Consider the following 18,424-nt stretch of genomic DNA (forward strand, 5'->3'; position numbering starts at 1 on the left):
CCGGCGAGACCGCAGCCCTCGCCGGCGCCATCCGAGGCCGTGCGCCCGGCGGCACCGTCCGGTCCGCTGCCCACACGACACGGGTGAGACGTCAGGCGGTCAGGCGGTCAGGCGGTCAGGCGAAGACGGTGCCCGTCTCGGTGAACAGGGCGTTGAGGACGCGGAGGGCGCGCCAGGTCTTGGTCATGCCGAACTGGGCGGAGAACCGCACGACGGCACGCACTTCCTCGGGCGTGGCTCCCGAGGCGATGGCCCGGGCCACGTGCACACGGAAGCTCTCCTCCAGGGTCTGGAACAGCACGTCCACGGTCATCGTGGCGAACGCGCGCTCGCGCACGCTGAGCCGTCGCATCCCGGCGCGCATGCGCGACTGCAGCTCCATGTAGCCGGCGAAGGGGGCGTCGAGGTTGAGCACCGCCTGCCGGGTGGGCGCGGGCATAGGGCTGCCCTGGCCGTCGATGTCGAGCTCATGGCCTTCCCCCGATGGCTTCGGGGGGCCCTGTTCGCGCTCGATCTCGACGAGCCGGACCAACGCGGCGAGGGCGGCCGGGTAGCCGCTGTCGTAGGAGATGAAGCGCAGCAGCTCCCGCAGGTCGTCGGCGCTCACGCCGTGCCGCGCCGCCGCCGCGACGTGGAGCTCGAACGGGAGCCCGAGAGTCTGCTGGCAGACGTCGGCGACGACGCTGAGCAGGACCTTCTCCCGCATCGACAGCTCGGTGATCTCCTCCCACATGCGGTGGGCGGTGGCACCGCTCATCTCCGCGAAGGGCGCATCCAGCGCCTTCACCAGAGTCTCGGATGTCATGTCCACGATCTTCCTCCATGGATGAGTGAACGGCCGTGAGTTAACGACTGTAGGGCTACGACTGTAGTGAAACGCTCGTACGAATACAATGGCTGACCATGGACACGAGCTCTCCGCCCGACCACGACGCCCCCCGCGGGAACGGCGGCGCCCGGGGGCGCAACCCCCGTGGCCAGGGGGAACGGCTGCGCGAAGAGATCATCACCGCCGCCCTCGTCCTGCTCGACGAACTCGCCGACGACCAGGCGCTGTCCCTGCGGGCCGTCGCCCGGCACATCGGCATAGCGGCGACGTCGGTTTACATCCACTTCGCCGATCGGGATGCCCTGGTGCTCGCGGCCCTGGAACGATGCCACCACGACCTCGTGCGCGACATCGACCAGGCCGAGGCCGCCTCCCCCGATCCCGTGGCCCGGCTACGCGGGCGCACCCTGTCCCTCGGCAGGTGGGCCCGCGAGCACCCGGGCCTGTACAAGGTGATGCACGAGAGCACGCTGAACCGGCGCAACGCCATGGCCTTCAAGCAAAGCCTCGCCGAACGCACCACCGCCGCCGTCCAGCGCTGCATGGACGCCGGGGTGGCGCCCGCCGGCGACGCCGCGGCGGTCTCACTGGACCTGCGCGCCGCCGTCCACGGCAGCGTGTCGATGCGGGTCAACCAGCCCGACCTGCCCTGGCCTCCGCTCGAAGACCAGGTCGACCGCTTCCTCACCAAACTCGTCGGCGTCCCGGTCTCGTAACCCTGACCGTCTCCGGCCGGACGACAGCGGGCATCCGACGACCTCGCCGTCGGCGCATAGGACCGCTCCGGTTCAGAGCGGTGCTCTCTGAGCATGCCGGTGCTCTGGTACAGTCGACGGGGTGAACGCCAGCCGCACCGCCCGTGAGCGGGTCAGAGCCGAGCTGATCGGCGAGATCAAGCAGGTCGCGCGGCGTCAGCTCGCCGAGCAGGGGGCGGCGGGGCTGTCGCTGCGCGCCGTCGCGCGAGAGCTGGGCATGGTGTCCTCGGCCATCTACCGCTACTTCCCGAGCCGCGACGACCTGCTCACCGCGCTCATCATCGAGGCGTTCGACGCGGTCGGCGCGGCCGTCGAGGAGGCCGAGGCCGCCTGCCCCCGCGACCGCCACCTCGATCGATGGATGGCCTCCTGCCGGGCCGTGCGTACCTGGGCTCTGGCCCACCCGCACGAGTACGCGCTCATCCACGGCTCCCCCGTGCCCGGCTACGTGGCCCCGGAGGACACCGCGGTGGCCGCCGCGCGCGACGGCATCGTCATGGCGCGCATCCTGCGCGACGCCCACGAGGCGGGCGAGCTGTCCCCGTTGCCGGGCCTGCCGCCCGCCCCCGCGTCCTTCGCCTCCGACGCGCAGGGGCTTCGCGAGGCTCTGTTCGTCGATCTGTCCGACGACGTCATCGCACGCGCGCTCGCCGCCTGGACCTCCATCTACGGCTTCGTCAGCTTCGAGCTGTACGGCATGTACAGAAACGTCATCGAACGCGACCGCGCCGCCGCCTTCGACCACACCGCCCTCACCCAGGCCCACATCATGGGCCTGGCGCCGACACCGCGTTGACGGCACCGGCATTGAGCCCACACAGAAACACGTTCCTCCCGGTGAGTGCCGAAATGGCCGATAAGATCCTCGACCGTGCTTCTCCTCCCCCGGCATTTGACCACCTACATCCTTCTCCTGACCGCGTGGCTCCCGGCCGCTCCCGCACCCCTGTCGGTTCCTCTCGTAGCGCCGCAGACAGGCGAGGTCGCGGCGACCATCCCCTCCCCTCTGGCTTCCCCTTCCGCCCCGGCAGCGGTGACGCCGCGTTGGCGTGAGGTGCCCTGGGGCTACCCCGCCGTGGTCAACAGTCCGCTCTACGCCGCACCCCGGGTTAAGGGGAGCTGCAGAATCGGCGCACTCAGGTCCGGCGGCTGGCCGTCCATGAAGAAGTACATGATGTCAATTTCGACCTGCTTGGACCGGATTTGGGATGGCGTGTTCAAGGAGGCGAGGATGCACTTCGGACCGGCCAAACGGATGTACATTCAGCACCGTGTGCACGATCCCATTTGCGGAAATGTGCCAAGCAAAGGCGACACCGGCTACTACTGCGGCGGAACCGCCACGTACTACGTGCTGATCCCTGAAGACATGCTGCGCCCCTCAGCCGCCGCCTTTGTCGCCAAGCTGATCAGCCACGAGTACGGCCATCACGTCCAGCACTGGACGCACATCCTGGATTACGAGGCCGTCGAGGGGGACGCCGCCACAAGACGAGCGACGGCGGACCTGTTGAGCAGGCGTCTTGAGTTGCAGGCCGAATGCTTCGCCGGAGTGGCCCTGAAGGCGATGCGCAGCGAAGATCTCGCGTGGCGGCAGTTCCGCGACCTGTACGTGGGCATCACCGACGATCCGTGGGCCCATGATCACGGCAGGCAGTCCACCCGGCTGAACTGGCTCGAAAAGGGACACCGCTCGGGCAGGGCGGGTGCGTGCGACACATGGTCGGCCTCGAAGCGCGAGGTCACGTGACGAGCCACGGAGCGAGAGGCCGACCGGCGCCACCTTCTTCGCGGTGTCCCCCCTCAGGCGCCATCTCCCAGTCGCCCACGAGTCGTCCCGTAAATCTGAGCTGGTCGGAGGCCGGCCGTGACCCGTGCTGATTTACGGGAGACCTAGGGTCTCGTCACCTTCCTGATGTAAGGGCCGTGAGAGTGGTTCGCCCCGAGTTATCGGGAGAACCGTTTCGCCGGCTCCCCTGTGAGGCGGCCAGGGGGCAGGCGGCGGCCGCAGATGGCGAGGAGGAGGTCCTGGGCCAGGCCCCGGACCGGTTCTCCTGTGCCGTGGCTCCAGTCGAGGTCGGTCGCCCGCAGGCTGACGCCTGTGAGGTCGGTTCCGAAGAACGCGATGTTCTTCGGCCGCATCCCGGCCAGCACCATGGCGACTCGTTCCGGCGGGACCCGGCGGTCGAGGCCGAGGCCCACGGTGATGTCCAGCCCGTGGATGACGTCGTGCGCGAGCGCTCCGGCGGCGCCGCCGCCGGGGGGCGTCCACGGGTGGGCGACGTTGTCCCGCAACGAGGCGAGCAGCGCCTCCGACGGCAGTTCGGCGGCGTCGCGGCGCGCGCAGCGGTCGGCCATGCGGTTGAAGTTCCCGCGCGCCTTGAGCAACTCCACCATCGTCCTGCCGAGTGAGGCGCGGAAGGGCATCGTCGTGTGGGCGACGACCTCGCGTACCCTCCAGCCGTCGCACAACGTAAGCGCGTCCCACTGTTCCGGTCGCAGAGCGGCGAGCAGGTCGGCCTGTTCGCGCCGTTCCGCCGCCACCGCGTCCCGAACGCTGTCTTCGGTCATCACGATCTCCTATCCATGCAGTGCGCACTGTCCGGCGCATGCGTTCGTGGTCGGTTCCAGTAGGGGTACGAGAGCGGCGCCGGAAAGTCATCGGTACGGCCCGCGCGATGTGTCGGTGACGGCGCATGTGGACGTCTCGCGCGATGTGTCGGTGACGGCACATGTGGACGTCTCGCGCGATGTGTCGGTGACGGCGCATATGGTCGGGGGATGGTGGAGACGCTGACCGGCGCAGACTCCCGTCTTGAGCCGTTCCGGGCCGAACTGACCGGCTACTGCTACCGGCTGCTCGGCTCCGGCTTCGAGGCCGAGGACGCCGTGCAGGAGACGCTGCTGCGTGCCTGGCGGTCGTTCGGCCGCTATGACGAGCAGCGGGCCTCGCTGCGCACCTGGCTCTACAGCATCGCCACCAACGTCTGCCTCGACATGCTGCGCAGCCCGCAACGCCGGGCGCTGGCGATGGATCTCAGCCCGGTGGGGACACCCGGACCGAACATCGGTGCGCCGGCGCCGGAGCGGCTCTTCGTCCAGCCCGTTCCGGACGCTCTGGTGCTGCCGGCGGACGGCGATCCGCAGGAGCTGGCCGTGCAGCGGGAGACGATCCGCCTGGCGTTCGTCGCCGCGCTGCAGCACCTGCCGCCCCGGCAGAGAGTGGTGCTGATCCTGCGCGAGGTGCTGCGATGGAAGACCGAGGAGGTCGCGACCCTGCTGGATACCACCGCCGCGTCGGTGACCAGCGCGTTGCAGCGGGCGCGGTCGACGCTTAAGGCGATCGACGTCATGTCCGGCGAGCCCTTCCGCCCGTCCGACCCCGCTCAGCGTGAGCTGCTCACCCGCTATTGCACGGCGTTCGAGCGCCATGACATCACCGCGCTCGTCGCCCTGCTACGCGAGGACGCGACGATGTCGATGCCTCCTTTCACCTGGTGGCTTCGCGGCCGCGACCAGATCAGGCGGGCGTTGCTGGCCCCAGACGCGTCCTGCGCGGGGGCGCGCCTCATCCCGGTCGCGGCGAACGGCTCGCCGGCCTTCTGGCAGACCAGACCGGGCCTCGACGGTGCGCACGTCCCCTTCGCCCTGGTCCTGCTCGAGGTGTCCGAGGGCCTGGTCAGCGGCATCACCACCTACCTGGACGCCGCCCGCCTGACCCGCCTCTTCGGCTCCCCGATGACGACGCAACTGTCGTGACGTGTTCGTCGCTGATTGTGTGACATGTTCGTCGTATAGCCGCTGACACATTCGTCGCTCACTGGCTGACACATTCGTCGCTTGCTCGCTGACACGACAGTCGCTCCAGGGTGGCAACGATGGCCGCCGCGCGGGTGGCGGTGCGGGGGGAGGATGACGCGGTCAGCGGGCCGAGGATCGGCCGTGGTGGGGGTGGGGGGATGACTTCCGGGGGGTGAACTGGGAGAGGTCGTGGATGCGCATGGCTTTTTCTATGTCGGTGACCCGGTGGACCACGGCGGTGAAGCCGCGCTGCCCGAACCGGCGGTGCTCCTCGACCTCGAAGACCTCCTCCAGGCGGGCGAACTCCCTGGCGGGCGTCACCTTGCGGAAGACGGGGAAGACCACAGTGTCCTCCCGGGCCTCGTGGGGCTCGTACATGCGGATGAAGGCGGCCATGTCGGAGACCAAGGCATGGCGCTGGTGGGCCGAGAGCCTGGGATGGTGGGTCGCGGCCAGGATGCGGGCGGTCACCTCGCGTCCGCGCCGGTGCTGCTGACACAGAACGGCGACCGTGTGGCGGAGTCTGCCGGCTTCGCGAAGATGCGGGAAGACGTACTTCTCTTCCAGGTACTCGTGGTAGCGCTCGATGAAGTCGCGGATGATCCGGGCCGCGGCGTGCAACTGCTGGGCGGGCACCTGCTCGCCGCGCTGGATCCGCCGGATCCCCTCCCGGTACACCAGCAGGACCCTCTTCAGCACCCCGTGCTCACGCATGAGGTCCTCCGGAGGAGTCACCCCCGGCTTGTGCCCGTGGGCCTGCGACGGGGACGCCGCCGCGAGAGCCGGGATGTCGGCTCCGGGGAAGACGGCGAGGGGCACCGCGCCGGCCAGGGCGACGGTGGACAGGCCCAGCAGGTCACGACGGCTCACCGCCGGCGAGTGATGATCTTCCACAATATCTCCGTTTTGCCCGGTTCTCAGGTTTCACCGCACGCACCTGCGTGTGATCGAGAAGTCCCCGGTCCCGCCGAGCCCCACGCCGACACGTGGGTAAATGCTTGATCCGCGGCATTGCCTCCGACTCCTCCCGTCTCGCGCCATGTGGCCTCGCGGCCATGACCAGATACGGCTTGCGCCGGGTGAGCGGCGCGGCGCGCGTGATCGGGTGGCAGGCGTTCTGAGCTGGTCCGATATCCATCGGCGGATGGATTCGGCGTCGATCTCGATATTGGACGACAGCGGAACAGGTCTGCTTTGCTCGCGGTTCCGATCCGATCTGCGAGTGAGGATGAGAATGCGAATGTTCGGGGTGCGCCGGTTCGTCGGGACGACGGCGGGCGCAGGTGTTCTGGCGGTCGCGGTCATGGCGGGCGTCAGTGGGTACGGAAGCGGCACGGCATGGGCCGCGCCGGGCGGAATGACACGAAGCGGGGCGACGGCGGTGCTGACGCCGTCGGCCCGCGCGGACGCGGCCGGCAAAGTGTCCCCGGCCGAGGCGCGACGCAGGCTACGCGAGCTGGAGAAGGCGTCCGACGTGCGCATCGGCGCGTACGTGGTCGACACCGCTACGGGGAAGGCGTTCGGGTACCGGTCCGGCGAGCGCTTCCCGCTGCTGTCCACCTTCAAGGCGATGGCCTGCGCCGCCGTGCTGAAGAAGGCGCGCACGTCGGACCCGGGCCTGATGAACCGGGTCGTGCACTGGACGAAGGAGGAGCTGAAGGACAACTCGCCGGAGACCGAGAAGCACGTGGACGACGGAATGACCGTCTCCGAACTGTGCCGGGCGGCGATCATCTACAGCGACAACACCGCGGGCAACATGATCCTCAAGCAGATCGGCGGGCCGAAGGGCCTGACGCGGTACTTCCGCACGTTGAAGGACCCGGTCTCCCGGCTGGACCGCTGGGAGACCGAGCTGAACGTGTGGAGCCCCAAGGAGCGGCGGGACACGACCACGCCGGTGTCCATCGCCCGCGACCTGCGCAGGGTGGCGGTGGGCTCCGCGCTCGACGACCGGGACGAGGCGCGGCTGAACGCCTGGCTGCTGGCGAACACGACCGGCGGCGAGCGCATCCGGGCCGGCCTGCCCAAGAGTTGGATCATCGGCGACAAGACGGGCAGCACCGGCACCTACGGGGGCGCCAACGACATCGCCGTCATCCGCACCTCGCCGTCGGCCGCGCCGCTCGTCATGGCGATCTACACCAACGCCAGGGCCGCCCAGGCGACCTACAACAGCAAGGTCGTCGCCGACACCGCCACCATCCTCGCCCGCACCCTCGGCCGCCTGCCCTAGCCGGATCGTTCACGGGTGGGGCGGGACTGGGTGCGGCGGTAGTGGGAGGGGGAGACGCCGTAGCGGTCGAGGAACGCTTGGCGGAGGGACTCGGCGGTGCCCAAGCCGCTGCGGGCGGCCACGGCGGCCATGGGCAGGGTGGTGGAGGTCAGCAGGTGGGCCGCGGCCTCGACGCGGGCCTGCCGCACGAACCTGCCCGGGGGCTGCCCCAGGTGCCGCAGGAACAGCCGGGTCAGATGACGCTCGCTCACGCCCGCGTGGGCGGCGAGCGTCGCGACGGCCAGGTCGGCGGAAAGGTGGGCGGTGATGTGGTCGACCACCTTTCTGACCAGGCCGTCGGAGGGTGGCGGCGGCGCGGTGAACACGCTCATCTGCGCCTGGTTGCCCGGGCGTTGCAGGTAGGTGACGAGCTGCCGGGCCACGACGCGCGCCAGCTCGGGGCCGTTGTCCTCCTCGATGAGGGCGAGCGTCAGGTCCAGGGCGCTGGTCACACCGGCGGAGGTGTAGACGTTGCCATCGCGGATGAAGATGGGATCGGCGTCCACGCGGACCTCCGGATGGGCGGCGGCCAGCTCGCCCGCCCAGCGCCAGTGGGTCGTGGTCCGGCGGCCGTTCAGGAGCCCGGCGGCGGCCAGGATCCACGTTCCGGTGCACACCGACGCCACCCGCCGGCTCTCCGCCGCGAGCCGCCGCACGTGCCCGAGGATCAGCCGGTTGCCCGCGGCGTCCTGGCTGCCGCTCCCGCCGGACACGAGCAGCGTGTCGATCGGGCCGGTGATCCGTTCGAGTATCTCGCCGGGCTGCAACGTCACGGTCGGGCCGCAGTCGATGGGCCGCGCGCCGGGGGTGGCCAGGCGGACCTTGTAGTAGGGGGCCGCGCCGTACCAGTTGGCGCATTCGAGGCTCGCCACGACGCAGGCGATGTCGAGCAACTCGGCGGCGTCGTAGCCGACGATCACGAAGTCTCGCGCGTCCATCCCCCGACTGTAGGCCGGAAGGACCGGATGCCCAAGATTCCGGACCTCACCGCCGGCGTTCCTTGGGCGCGGCGCGCCCGGCTCACATAGTCGGACCATGACGCAGACAACGACGACATCGACCTCCGCGGACGCGCGCGGCGGATGGCTCCGGTTCACCCTGCACTACGTCGAGATGATCATCGCGATGGCCGCCGGAATGGCCGTCCTGGGATTCCTGCGGTCAGCGGCGGGTCTGGACGTCTCCCACACTCGGCACCCCGACCTCGGCTACCTGCTGATGGCCTTCGACATGTCGGTCGGCATGGCCGTGTGGATGCGGGTGCGCCACCACTCCTGGCGGCACACGCTGGAGATGTGCGCGGCGATGTTCGCCCCGGCCGTCCTGCTGTTCCCGCTGCTCTGGCTGGGCGTGATCGACGGCGGCGCTCTCATGGTGCTCGCGCACCTGGCCATGCTCCCGCTGATGCTCGGCGTGATGCTCCTGCACCGCTCCGCGCACACGTGAGACTCCCGGCGGACGCGACGGGCGGAGCCGACACGGCCCACGCGGCGGGTCCGGCGGGGCGGACGCGCAGGCGGAGCGGGGCGGGGCGGACGCGCGGGCGGGGCGGCGGGGCGCGCGGGGTGGACCGCGCAGGCGGGGTGCGGGGCCCCGTCCGGCGGCACACTGTCGGACGGGGAGCCCCGTCCGGCGGATCGACCGCCGGACGGTCCCGCGGCGCATCAGCGTCAGCGCAGGGCGCGGTTGACGGCGCTGAGGATGGCCTTGAGGGAGGCGGTGACGGTGTTGCCGTCGACGCCGACGCCCCACAGGACGCGGTCGCCCATCTGGCACTCGACGTAGGCGGCGGCCCGGGCGTCGGAGCCCGCGCTCATCGCGTGCTCGGTGTAGTCCAGGACGCGGACCTCGACCCCGATGCGGCCGAGGGCGTCGACGAAGGCGGAGATGGGGCCGTTGCCGACGCCCTCCACCTCGCGGATCTCGTCGCCGACGCGGATGTCGGCGCTGATGGCGTCCTTCTCGTCGACCTGGGAGACGTTGCGGTGGGCGAGCAGCCCGTAGCGCCCCCACGGCTTGGTGGCGTTGGGCAGGAACTCGTCGCTGAAGACCTCCCACATCTGCGCCGGGGTGACCTCGCCGCCCTCGTCGTCGGTGTGGGACTGGATGACGCCGGAGAACTCGATCTGCAGGCGGCGCGGCAGGTCGAAGCCGTGCTCGGCCTTCATGATGTAGGCGACGCCGCCCTTGCCGGACTGGCTGTTGACCCGGATGACCGCCTCGTAGGACCGGCCGACGTCCTTGGGGTCGATCGGCAGGTAGGGGACGGCCCAGGCGAAGTCGTCGACCGGCACGCCGGCGGCGACGGCGTCGCGCTCGAGGGCCTCCAGGCCCTTCTTGATCGCGTCCTGGTGGGAGCCGGAGAAGGCCGTGTAGACCAGCTCGCCGCCGTAGGGGTGGCGGGGGTGGACCGGGAGCTGGTTGCAGTACTCGACGACGCGGCGGATCTCGTCGATGTCGCCGAAGTCGATCTGCGGGTCGATGCCCTGGGAGAACAGGTTCAGGCCCAGGGTGACCAGGCAGACGTTGCCGGTGCGCTCGCCGTTGCCGAACAGGCAGCCCTCGATGCGGTCGGCGCCGGCCTGGTAGCCCAGCTCGGCGGCGGCGACGGCCGTGCCGCGGTCGTTGTGCGGGTGCAGGGACAGGACGATCGAGTCGCGGTAGGCCAGGTTGCGGTGCATCCACTCGATCTGGTCGGCGTAGACGTTGGGGGTGGCCATCTCGACGGTGGCCGGCAGGTTGATGATGACCTTGCGGTCGGGGGTGGGCTGCCAGACGTCGTTGACCGCGTCGCAGACCTCCTTGGCGTACTCCAGCTCGGTGCCGGTGAAGGACTCGGGCGAGTACTGGAAGTAGATCTCGGTGTCGCCCATGGTCTCGGCGAGCTTCTTGCACAGCTTGGCGCCCTCGACGGCGATGGCCGTGATGCCGTCCTTGTCCTGGCCGAACACGACGCGGCGCTGCAGCGTGGAGGTGGAGTTGTACAGGTGGACGATGGCCTGCTTGGCACCGTGCAGCGACTCGAAGGTGCGCTCGATCAGCTCGGGACGGGCCTGGGTCAGCACCTGGATGACCACGTCGTCGGGGACGCGGCCCTCCTCGATGATCTGCCGGACGAAGTCGAAGTCGGTCTGCGAGGCGGCGGGGAACCCGACCTCGATCTCCTTGTAGCCCATGCGGACCAGCAGGTCGAACATCTGCAGCTTGCGGTGGGAGTCCATCGGGTCGATCAGCGCCTGATTACCGTCGCGCAGGTCGACCGCGCACCATTGGGGGGCCCGGTCGATGACCTTGTCGGGCCAGGTGCGGTCGGTGAGGCGTACGGGCGTGAAGGACTGGTAGCGCTTGACGGGCATGGCGCTGGACTGCTGCTGGGGATACATGCGTGCTCCTGGTCGTGTCGGAACCGGGGCGGCACACGTCAGGACACAACGCCTGAACTGGTCTGAAACCTCAGAAAGTGGTCGCCACCGGGGTTAACCCTCATAGCGGCCGACGCGCATGGCTCGCTCCGCGGCGAGGGAGCCGGCCTCTTACAGGCCCTCGCCGCGGCAGCTAAGAAGCAGCCCGCGCAGCATACCCACGACGGTAGCAGACCCCGCCCCATCCCCGTAACGCGATCACCCGATCAGGGGCATCAAGGGGTGCACCACGCTGGGCCGCACCCCGGCCGCTCCGCCCCTCAGTATCACTCCCCCCGTGGCCGGGCTCGCAGGAAACCACGGACGAAGCCCGCGACGAACGCCCCGGCCTTCACGGCGTTGGGCAACTGCTCTCCATACTGCCCTGGCAGGTGGGGTGCCTTGCCGAGCGTTTGGTCGTAGAAATCCATGGTGTCGTGCCCAGCCTGCACCGCTCGCGACAGCCGTTCGCCTCGTGTGCCCAGCCGCTGCCAGAGACGGGGCTTGGTCGACGCCTCGGCCGCCTCCGCCGCCTGGCCCTCGGCGGGGACGGCAGGCGCAGCAGGCGCGGAGGCCGAGCCTCCGTCACAGGTGCAATCGCCGGGATGACCTTCGACCTTGCCCCCGCAGTTGTGCGCGAGGACCTCCTGGTCGCCGACGACGACGTAGAAGGCGTGCGGGCCGGCGATGGTGAGGTCGTGGACGGTGGGGTGGGTTCGCAGGGGGGTGGCGGCGACTACGGCGAGGGGCTTGCCGGTGGGGGTTCTGAGGCGGTCGGCGGGGGTGAGGTCTTCGGCTCGGACCCAGGTTTGGTCGTTGGTGTCCCAGAAGAGGTGGTGTTCGGTGGCGAGGATGACGGCGGTGTCGTCGCCCTTCTTGCCGTCGGTGTCGACGTTGATCTGGACGAGGGCGAGGTAGGCGCCGCCGGAGAAGGCGGCCAGGACGGGCTGGGGGGCCGTCTTACCGGTCAATGGGTCGGTGGCCAGGACCTTCTCGCCGGGCTTGATCTTCTCGATGGCCTTGGCGGAGCCGTCGGCGAGCTTGACCATGGTGCCGGCGACGAAACTGTTGCAGCCCCGCGGGGAGCCCGAGCCGGCTCGCGGCTTTCCTCCCGCCTTGGCCGCCGCCCTGGCCGCCGCGCCCTCGGCGGCGTCCTCCGCGCCGGCGCCCCCTAGCTTGCCCAGGGCGGCTCTGGCCTTGCCGGCCGCCTTGCCGACCGCTCCGGCGACGACCTTGCCCGCCGCGGTGGTGGCCAGCTTGCCCAGGGCCGCCGAGGCGGCCTTGCCCGCGAAGCCGCCGGCCGCTCCGCTGATGGCGCCGACGGCGGCGGCCTTGAAGGCGCCGCCCGCGCTCCACTGGTCCCGGGGGGTCGAGACCAGGTAACCGGCCAGGTTTCCCGCGGCTCCGCCCGCCGCCGCGCAGCCGACGCTCCCGACCCCGCCCGTGGCCACCTCGCAGCCGACGGTGACGACGACCGTGACGGCGACGTTGACGATCGTGGCCTTGTGCTGCTCCCAGAGGTTCTTGGCCTTGCAGCCGAAGCTGAAGGTGCCGCAGTGGCGCGGGGCACTCGGTGCCGGCGGCGGCGGACCGCCGCTATCCCTCTTGCCACCGCCACCGCCGCAGTTCTTCCCGGCGTAGTAGCAGTCCTGGTTTCCGGTCAGCGGGCCGTCGAGGCCGGTGGGGTCGCTGATCGTGACGGGGTTGTTGCCCGCGTAGGCGTAGCCGTTCCAGCTTTGCGGATCGCCGCTGTCGAAGACCGGGTCGACGGAGATGAACCGGCCGGTCTCGGCGTCGTACTCGCGGGCGCCCAGGTGGGTGAGGTCGGTGGCCTCGTCGATGATGCCGCCGACGAAGCCCCGCTGGCCGGGCCAGTACGACGGCGGCGTGCCGCGTTGGCGGCCGAAGGGGTCGAAGCGCCGGCGCGTGGGCGTCTGGGCGGCGTCGTCGGAGACCGAGACGTCGGTGGTGCCGTGGTGGTCGCCGGCGAGCCAGGTGAGGCCCTTGCCGTTGGCGCGGGCGGCGACGACCTGGCCGCCGTGGCTGTAGTAGCGGGTCGCGCTCTTGGATCCGGTGGTCCTGTCCAGCCGGATCTCGGTGTCGCCGAGGTAGAGGGTGGTCGCGGCCGGGTCGCGGCGGATCAGCCGTTCGCCGTCGGCGTCGTAGACGTAGGTGCTGACGCCCGACGGGTCGATGGACTTGGCCAGGGAGCCTTCGACGTCCCATTCGAGGGTGCGGCCGGAGCCGCGTTCGGTGGTGTTGCCGGCGGCGTCGTAGGCGTAGGCGTCGCTCTGGCCGTCGCGTTCCCCGCCCTGGTAGGCGACCGAGGTCAGGGTGTGCGGCCGGGGCTTGCCGGGCCCGGCGTAGGTGTAGGTCTTGGTGAGGTCGCCGCCGCTCTGGTGGTCGACCTCCTTGGTGCGCTGGCCGAGCCGGTCGTAGGCGAAGGACTGCCAGTACGGGGCGGGTCCGCCGATCACGTCGGCCGACGGCGCCGCCGCGCAGTCGCCTGCCTGGGTCCAGGCCTCGGTCAGGCGCTGCAGGTGGTCCTGGATGAAGCACTGCACGTCGGGCGTCTGACCGGACGGGGTGTCGGCGATCTTGGTGATGTTGCCGGACTCGTCGTACTTGTAGTTGGTGTCGGCCACCGAGATCGGGGAGGTCTCGCGCTCGAACAGCGACCGGGTGAGCCGGCCGGTGCCCTCCTCGTAGAAGTTGGTCTCCTTCAGCCGCTTGCCGCCGCTGGACAGCGTCAGGTCCAGCAGGTCACCCAGCTTGGAATAGGTGCTGGCGGTGACGTACGGGGTCAGGCCGCGCGTGGTCGTGGGGTTGCCGAGCTCGTCGTAGTCGTAGAGCATCGTCTCCCCGGGCAGCCCGCCGGCCGCGGGCAGCGTCGTGCGGTGGACGGTGCCGTCGAGGTTGTAGTCGCTGGTGGCGGTGTAGGTGCCGGCCAGGGCGCCCTCGGCGGCGGGGATGGTCGTCTGGGTCTCCAGCGGCCGGTAGGCGTCGTCGAAGCGGGTGACGGCCGTGGTGTAGAGGTCCGTCGCGCCCGTGGTGGCGTTCTTGACGTACCGGGTCGAGGACGTCGGCTGGCCCTTGACGACGGTGCCGTCCGGCAGCGTGTCGTACTTCCACTCGGCGAGCTTGGTTCCACTCGCCGAGGTGCCCTCGTACTCGGCGGTCTTGCGGCCGAGGGCGTCGTAGGTGAAGAACAGGCTCTTGCCGCGGGCGTCGGTGACGCTTCGCAGCCAGTCGGTCCGGTCGTCGTAGGACAGCGTGGAGGAGCCCTTGTCGGGGTCGTCGAGCTGGACGAGGCGGCCGAGCAGGTCGTAGTGGTAGCTCCAGGTGTTGCCCTCGGCGTCCTTGACGGTCGCGGGCTGCCCGGTCGGGGTGTAGGTGTAGCGGGTGGCGTCGTAGTCCCCGCTGGGGCCGTCTCCCTTGTACTGCCGCAGCTCGACCAGCCGGCCGTCGGCGTCGGTGATCCGGGTGATCGGCGTGGACCCCTTGGGCGGGTCGACGCTCACCCGGTCGCCGCCGTAGGTGGTCGTGGTCCGCCACTGCTCGGCGCCGCGCTTGCGGAAGATCTGCGCGGTGGGCCACTCCATGCCGTTGTAGAGCGTGACGTCCTGCCCGGGGACGTCGTTGTCACTGGCCGGAGTCCACAGGGTGGTGCCGGGCGAGCCTTCGGCGTAGTACTCGTGGTTGCTCTTGCCGACCAGGCCACGGGTGTCGTAGAGGGTGTCCTCGACGACCCGGCCGCCGCCCGGCGCGGGCTGCTGGGCCTGCCGGTGGCGCAGCAGGCCGTCGTAGAGGGCGTAGCCGGTGGTGTAGTTCGCACCGTCGTTGCGGAGGGTCGAGGTGGACACCGAGGTCGGTCCGTCCGTGCGGATCAGGTAGCCGAACCTCATGTTCGGGGTGGCCGCGTAGGAGGACCTGGCTCGGCCGGGCAGCCACACGCCGGTGAGCCGGCCCAGCGGGTCGTAGGCCAGGTCGGTGCGCTTGCCGTTGACGTCGACGGTGGCCACGGGCAGGCCCCAGGCCGGCTCGAGTTCGGTCCTGGTGACGTGGCGAGCCGGGTCGGTCTCCTGCTTGACGGTGACCAGGCCCGTCGCCGGGGTGTAGGCGGTGGTCGTGGTGCCGCCGGAGGCGTCGGTGACCACCAGCGGCCGGCCGTAGACGTCGAAGGTGCTGGTGCCGACGGTGACGTACTGCGGCCCGCCGTTCCAGGAGCCGAGCTTCTCGGTCCTTGTGACGTCGCCCTTGGCGGGCGCGGCGCCGAGCGCCTTGCCGTCGTAGTACTTGCGCACGTCGGAGAGCACGTCGCCGGGCCGGTCGGGCGTCGCGCCGCACGCCTTGGCGACGGACTCGACGCGGGAGGCGTAGGAGATCAGCCACTTGGCGTCGTCGCGGGCGGTGTAGGTGGTGCGGGTGCACTGGTCGTCGCTCGCGGTGGACTCATCGCCCAGGTCGTCCACCTGGGTGGGCAGGCCGTCGGCGTTGTAGACGGTGCCGGTCGAGGTGTACCGCCAGCCGCCGGACGCCAGCGCCGTGCGGACGCGTTCCTGGTTCTCGCGCACCATGGTCGCGGTCGTCGTCCCCCAGGAGCGCACCCGAATGGCGGTCTGCTTGGTCCAGTAGCCGGTGACGGTGCCGCTCATGGCGGGGCCGCCGGGGCCGTCGTAGTGGATCTCCTCGCGGACCCGTCCCTGCAGGGCGTCGGCGTCGTCAAGCGGCGGGCCCTCGGAGGCGGTGACCTTCACGTCGCGGGTGCCGCCGCCGGGCAGCTCGTCGCCGTCCATGCCGCGGAAGTAGGTGGTCTCCGACCGCGAGAGCTGTTCGGGGGCCTCTCCGTGGGTGACGCGCACCTTGCCGTAGCCGCGCCACTGCGACCAGGTCTTGTACTTCTCCTTGGTGAGCCCGTCGTCGTCATCGTGGTGCCAGGCGCCGCCGCCGAGGTACTCGTAGCTCGTCACCTCGTCGGGGGCTCCGCCGGTGCGGTCGATCGCGCGCACCTGGGTGACGACGTACTTGTGGAACCAGTCGAGCTTGGGAGTGGTCGCGCCCTCCGGCGACCAGTACTGGGGATAGCACCGCCGGGTGTTGGTCCCGATGTCCGGCTTGTCGCTCGCGACGCAGTCCTCGTCGGAGTAGGCGATCGACAGGGAGCCGCCCGTCTCGTTGTCGATCGCCGAGACGCGCCACTTGGTCAGCGGCGGGCGCCCCTCCAGGGCGTCCACGCGGTTGGGCTTCTGGACGCCCTCGAACCGCACTGACGGCAGCGCGGCCGAGCCACCGACCTTGCCGGTGTGCTCGATGCCGGCCAGCCACAGGGTGGGGGCGGTGCCGTCTCCCGGGGCGCGCATCTCCTGGTCCAGGGTCCAGGTGTCGACGTCCTTGTAGGTGCTGCCCGAGACCAGGACCTTCGTGGTCACGCCGGTCAGCCGCTTGCGTGACCAGAAGGTCGGCGAGTAGTCGTCCAGGCACTTCTCGCCGGAGTCGCACTTCTGGTCGTAGGGGACGTCCGGCCAGTACTTGGCGTTGTCCTTGGTGAACTTGGCGGCCGCGCAGTCGAAGCTCGACGTCGGGACGCATCGCTCCTCGACCTTGAAGGAGACCCGCGCGGGCGCCGAGGAGGAGAAGATCGCGTCGGCGCGCTGGCCGTAGTCGATGCGGCTGAGGTAGCCGCCGCGGTCGTAGGAGGTCGGGGTGCCGTTGGGCACGCCGTCGGTGAGCGTGGTGACGTCGCGCCGGTAGTAGTTGCCCTCCTTGCCGTACCAGAAGGTGCTGACCGTGCCGTGCGGGTCCACGACGTAGTCCAGGTTCCACCGCCATGCCTGGCGGCACCAGGAGTCGGAGAAGCCGCCGTCCTTGTGGCAGGGCTCGCCGTCGTCGTCGCCGTAGACCGGCACGGTCCAGGTCGAGTCGGTCTCGGTCTTGCCGGTGCTCCAGCCGGGCAGGTGGTTCAGGCCGAAGTAGTACTGCGTGCCGTCGGGGGTGGTGACCTTCCAGTGCTCGCCGTCGTCGTCGCCGTTGTCGGCGCCGGTGAGCCGCTGGACCTTGGTGCCGTCGTCGTCCTTGGGCTGCCAGGTTCCGGTCGCGTCGTCCAGGACGAGTTCGGTGGCCTGGCCGTTCAGCGACAGGGTGGCGTTGTGGTTGCCCCAGCACTGGTCGTTGCGCTTGGGCGTGACGCCGTCGTCGGCGCACGGCTTGTACCGGCGCTCGACGAAGCCGGGCCAGTAGTCGAAGCCCTCGCCGATCCAGGAGGCCTGGTTGTTGGTGGCGACGGTGCGCCCGTCGATGCCGCCCGAGGAGTAGGCGAAGGCGAGGTTCGGGGTCGGCCCGCCGGGCGTCGGGGGCAGGCGCAGGGGGTAGCTCCAGGCGAACGCGCCGCTCTGCTCGCTGACATCCCACGTCGCCGACGGCGACAGCGAGGTCGCCTCGTAGGTGCCCGCCGAGCCCGACGGCGCGGCCACCGCCGCGAGCGTCATCGTCGAGGCCGAGGAGAGGTCCACGTCGGCGGCCAGCCGGCCCGTCGTGACGTCGTTGCGGGTCGGCAGCGGCGTCCGGGTCTGGCACTCGGGGCGGTCGGGGGTGGTGGCGGCGCAGTCGGGCAGGCGTACCAGGCGCAGCCGCGAACCCCAGTCGCCGCCGTAGGCGTACCGGAAGCCCGAGTAGTCGACCTCCACCGCCATGCGGGACCGGCCGGCGGGCGCGGTCCGGGGGGTCAGTCGCAGGCCCAGGCCGGTGATCTGGGACCGGGCGGCGGCCTGGGCGTCCAGCACCCGCACCTGGACGGCGGGGATCGGGCCCGCGGGCGGCGTGGGCGACGGCTTCCCGCTCCCGGCGGCGGCCCCGTCGGGCCTCTCCGCGGACGTGCCCTCGGGCTTGTCCGCGGACGTGCCGTCGGAGCTCTGCGCGGCCGCGGCGCCGGCGGAGGCCGGTGGGCCGATCCAGACCGGAAGCGTCCCGGCCCGCACCTTGGCCGACGCCGCCGTGGCCCGGCTCCTGTCCTGGCCCGTGGGCTGGCCCGTGGGCTGGCCCGTGGCCTGGTCCGCGGCGGCGGTCGCCCGTGCCGGGTCGGCCACCGCCGTGCCCGGACGGGGCCAGGACACCGGCGGGGCGTCCTTGAGGTCGTGACGCGCGCCGGGGTCGGCGTGTGCGGGCCTGGCCTTGCCCTCGCGGCCGGGCACCGGTGACTGTTCCTGGGCCTGGTGCCACCCCGGGCCGCCGGACGCCCGCACGTCCGGCGCGGCGACGGCCAGCGTGGCCGGCACCACGACCGCGAGCACTCCTGCGACCCGAACCCAGCCTCGCCACTCAGCGAGCACGACTACCTCCGGAGGAACGTGGTGAACGTCGATGGACG

General features: G+C 70.8%; 12 protein-coding genes. 6 read left to right on the forward strand and 6 right to left on the reverse strand.

Features of this window, described 5'->3' with window-relative positions; translation table 11 throughout:
• Nucleotides 1-115: 115 nt before the first annotated feature.
• Nucleotides 116-805, reverse strand: a complete 690-nt coding sequence (locus ACWEN6_RS08800) for a carboxymuconolactone decarboxylase family protein (RefSeq protein ID WP_452569666.1) — start codon at nucleotides 803-805, stop codon at nucleotides 116-118.
• Nucleotides 806-903: 98 nt separating this feature from the next.
• On the opposite strand from ACWEN6_RS08800, the gene ACWEN6_RS08805 reads away from it, so the two are divergent.
• From ACWEN6_RS08805 to ACWEN6_RS08815, 3 genes are all read left to right on the forward strand, one after another.
• A complete protein-coding gene (locus ACWEN6_RS08805) occupies nucleotides 904-1,545 on the forward strand; it encodes a TetR/AcrR family transcriptional regulator (RefSeq protein ID WP_452569667.1) in 642 nt (213 codons plus the stop codon).
• A gap of 121 nt (nucleotides 1,546-1,666) precedes the next feature.
• Nucleotides 1,667-2,380 carry a TetR/AcrR family transcriptional regulator gene (locus ACWEN6_RS08810; RefSeq protein ID WP_452569668.1) on the forward strand — a complete coding sequence of 238 codons (714 nt, stop codon included), beginning with the start codon at nucleotides 1,667-1,669 and terminating at the stop codon, nucleotides 2,378-2,380.
• A 363-nt stretch (nucleotides 2,381-2,743) separates the two neighbouring features.
• The gene (locus ACWEN6_RS08815; protein WP_452569669.1) at nucleotides 2,744-3,334 is read left to right on the forward strand and encodes a neutral zinc metallopeptidase; all 591 of its coding nucleotides are present in this window, start codon (nucleotides 2,744-2,746) and stop codon (nucleotides 3,332-3,334) included.
• A 197-nt stretch (nucleotides 3,335-3,531) separates the two neighbouring features.
• Here the strand turns inward: ACWEN6_RS08815 and ACWEN6_RS08820 are convergent, their stop codons facing one another.
• The gene (locus ACWEN6_RS08820) at nucleotides 3,532-4,155 is read right to left on the reverse strand and encodes a maleylpyruvate isomerase family mycothiol-dependent enzyme (RefSeq protein ID WP_452569670.1); all 624 of its coding nucleotides are present in this window, start codon (nucleotides 4,153-4,155) and stop codon (nucleotides 3,532-3,534) included.
• Nucleotides 4,156-4,365: 210 nt separating this feature from the next.
• Here ACWEN6_RS08820 and ACWEN6_RS08825 point away from each other — a divergent pair, with 210 nt between their 5' ends.
• Nucleotides 4,366-5,343 carry a sigma-70 family RNA polymerase sigma factor gene (locus tag ACWEN6_RS08825; protein ID WP_452569671.1) on the forward strand — a complete coding sequence of 326 codons (978 nt, stop codon included), beginning with the start codon at nucleotides 4,366-4,368 and terminating at the stop codon, nucleotides 5,341-5,343.
• A 162-nt stretch (nucleotides 5,344-5,505) separates the two neighbouring features.
• Here the strand turns inward: ACWEN6_RS08825 and ACWEN6_RS08830 are convergent, their stop codons facing one another.
• Nucleotides 5,506-6,255 carry a hemerythrin domain-containing protein gene (locus ACWEN6_RS08830; RefSeq protein ID WP_452569672.1) on the reverse strand — a complete coding sequence of 250 codons (750 nt, stop codon included), beginning with the start codon at nucleotides 6,253-6,255 and terminating at the stop codon, nucleotides 5,506-5,508.
• A 364-nt stretch (nucleotides 6,256-6,619) separates the two neighbouring features.
• Between ACWEN6_RS08830 and bla the strand changes: the two genes are divergently transcribed.
• On the forward strand, nucleotides 6,620-7,621 hold the full coding sequence (gene bla / locus ACWEN6_RS08835) for a class A beta-lactamase (protein WP_452569673.1): 1,002 nt from the start codon (nucleotides 6,620-6,622) through the stop codon (nucleotides 7,619-7,621).
• Here the strand turns inward: bla and ACWEN6_RS08840 are convergent.
• Nucleotides 7,618-8,598 (reverse strand): GlxA family transcriptional regulator, encoded by a 981-nt coding sequence (locus tag ACWEN6_RS08840; RefSeq protein WP_452569674.1) that lies wholly within the window; start codon nucleotides 8,596-8,598, stop codon nucleotides 7,618-7,620. The two genes, bla and ACWEN6_RS08840, sit on opposite strands and share 4 nt — an antisense overlap.
• Nucleotides 8,599-8,695: 97 nt before the next feature.
• On the opposite strand from ACWEN6_RS08840, the gene ACWEN6_RS08845 reads away from it, so the two are divergent.
• The gene (locus ACWEN6_RS08845; protein ID WP_452569675.1) at nucleotides 8,696-9,106 is read left to right on the forward strand and encodes a hypothetical protein; all 411 of its coding nucleotides are present in this window, start codon (nucleotides 8,696-8,698) and stop codon (nucleotides 9,104-9,106) included.
• 224 nt (nucleotides 9,107-9,330) lie between these two features.
• On the opposite strand, the gene leuA is transcribed toward ACWEN6_RS08845, so the two are convergent.
• Together leuA and ACWEN6_RS08855 are read right to left on the reverse strand one after the other, a co-directional pair.
• Nucleotides 9,331-11,043 (reverse strand): 2-isopropylmalate synthase, encoded by a 1,713-nt coding sequence (leuA, locus tag ACWEN6_RS08850; protein ID WP_380823802.1) that lies wholly within the window; start codon nucleotides 11,041-11,043, stop codon nucleotides 9,331-9,333.
• 305 nt (nucleotides 11,044-11,348) lie between these two features.
• A complete protein-coding gene (locus ACWEN6_RS08855; RefSeq protein ID WP_452569676.1) occupies nucleotides 11,349-18,386 on the reverse strand; it encodes an RHS repeat-associated core domain-containing protein in 7,038 nt (2,345 codons plus the stop codon).
• Nucleotides 18,387-18,424 lie beyond the last annotated feature (38 nt).

Source organism: Sphaerisporangium sp. NPDC004334 (assembly GCF_053602655.1).

Excerpts from the sequence above, each read along its gene's own strand:
- ACWEN6_RS08840 (WP_452569674.1), bottom strand. The coding sequence starts at position 8,598 with ATGGACGCGCGAGACTTCGTGATCGTCGGCTACGACGCCGCCGAGTTG.
- leuA (WP_380823802.1), bottom strand. The coding sequence starts at position 11,043 with ATGTATCCCCAGCAGCAGTCCAGCGCCATGCCCGTCAAGCGCTACCAG.
- bla (WP_452569673.1), top strand. The coding sequence starts at position 6,620 with ATGCGAATGTTCGGGGTGCGCCGGTTCGTCGGGACGACGGCGGGCGCA.
- ACWEN6_RS08815 (WP_452569669.1), top strand. The coding sequence starts at position 2,744 with ATGAAGAAGTACATGATGTCAATTTCGACCTGCTTGGACCGGATTTGG.
- ACWEN6_RS08820 (WP_452569670.1), bottom strand. The coding sequence starts at position 4,155 with ATGACCGAAGACAGCGTTCGGGACGCGGTGGCGGCGGAACGGCGCGAA.
- ACWEN6_RS08805 (WP_452569667.1), top strand. The coding sequence starts at position 904 with ATGGACACGAGCTCTCCGCCCGACCACGACGCCCCCCGCGGGAACGGC.
- ACWEN6_RS08845 (WP_452569675.1), top strand. The coding sequence starts at position 8,696 with ATGACGCAGACAACGACGACATCGACCTCCGCGGACGCGCGCGGCGGA.
- ACWEN6_RS08825 (WP_452569671.1), top strand. The coding sequence starts at position 4,366 with ATGGTGGAGACGCTGACCGGCGCAGACTCCCGTCTTGAGCCGTTCCGG.
- ACWEN6_RS08800 (WP_452569666.1), bottom strand. The coding sequence starts at position 805 with ATGACATCCGAGACTCTGGTGAAGGCGCTGGATGCGCCCTTCGCGGAG.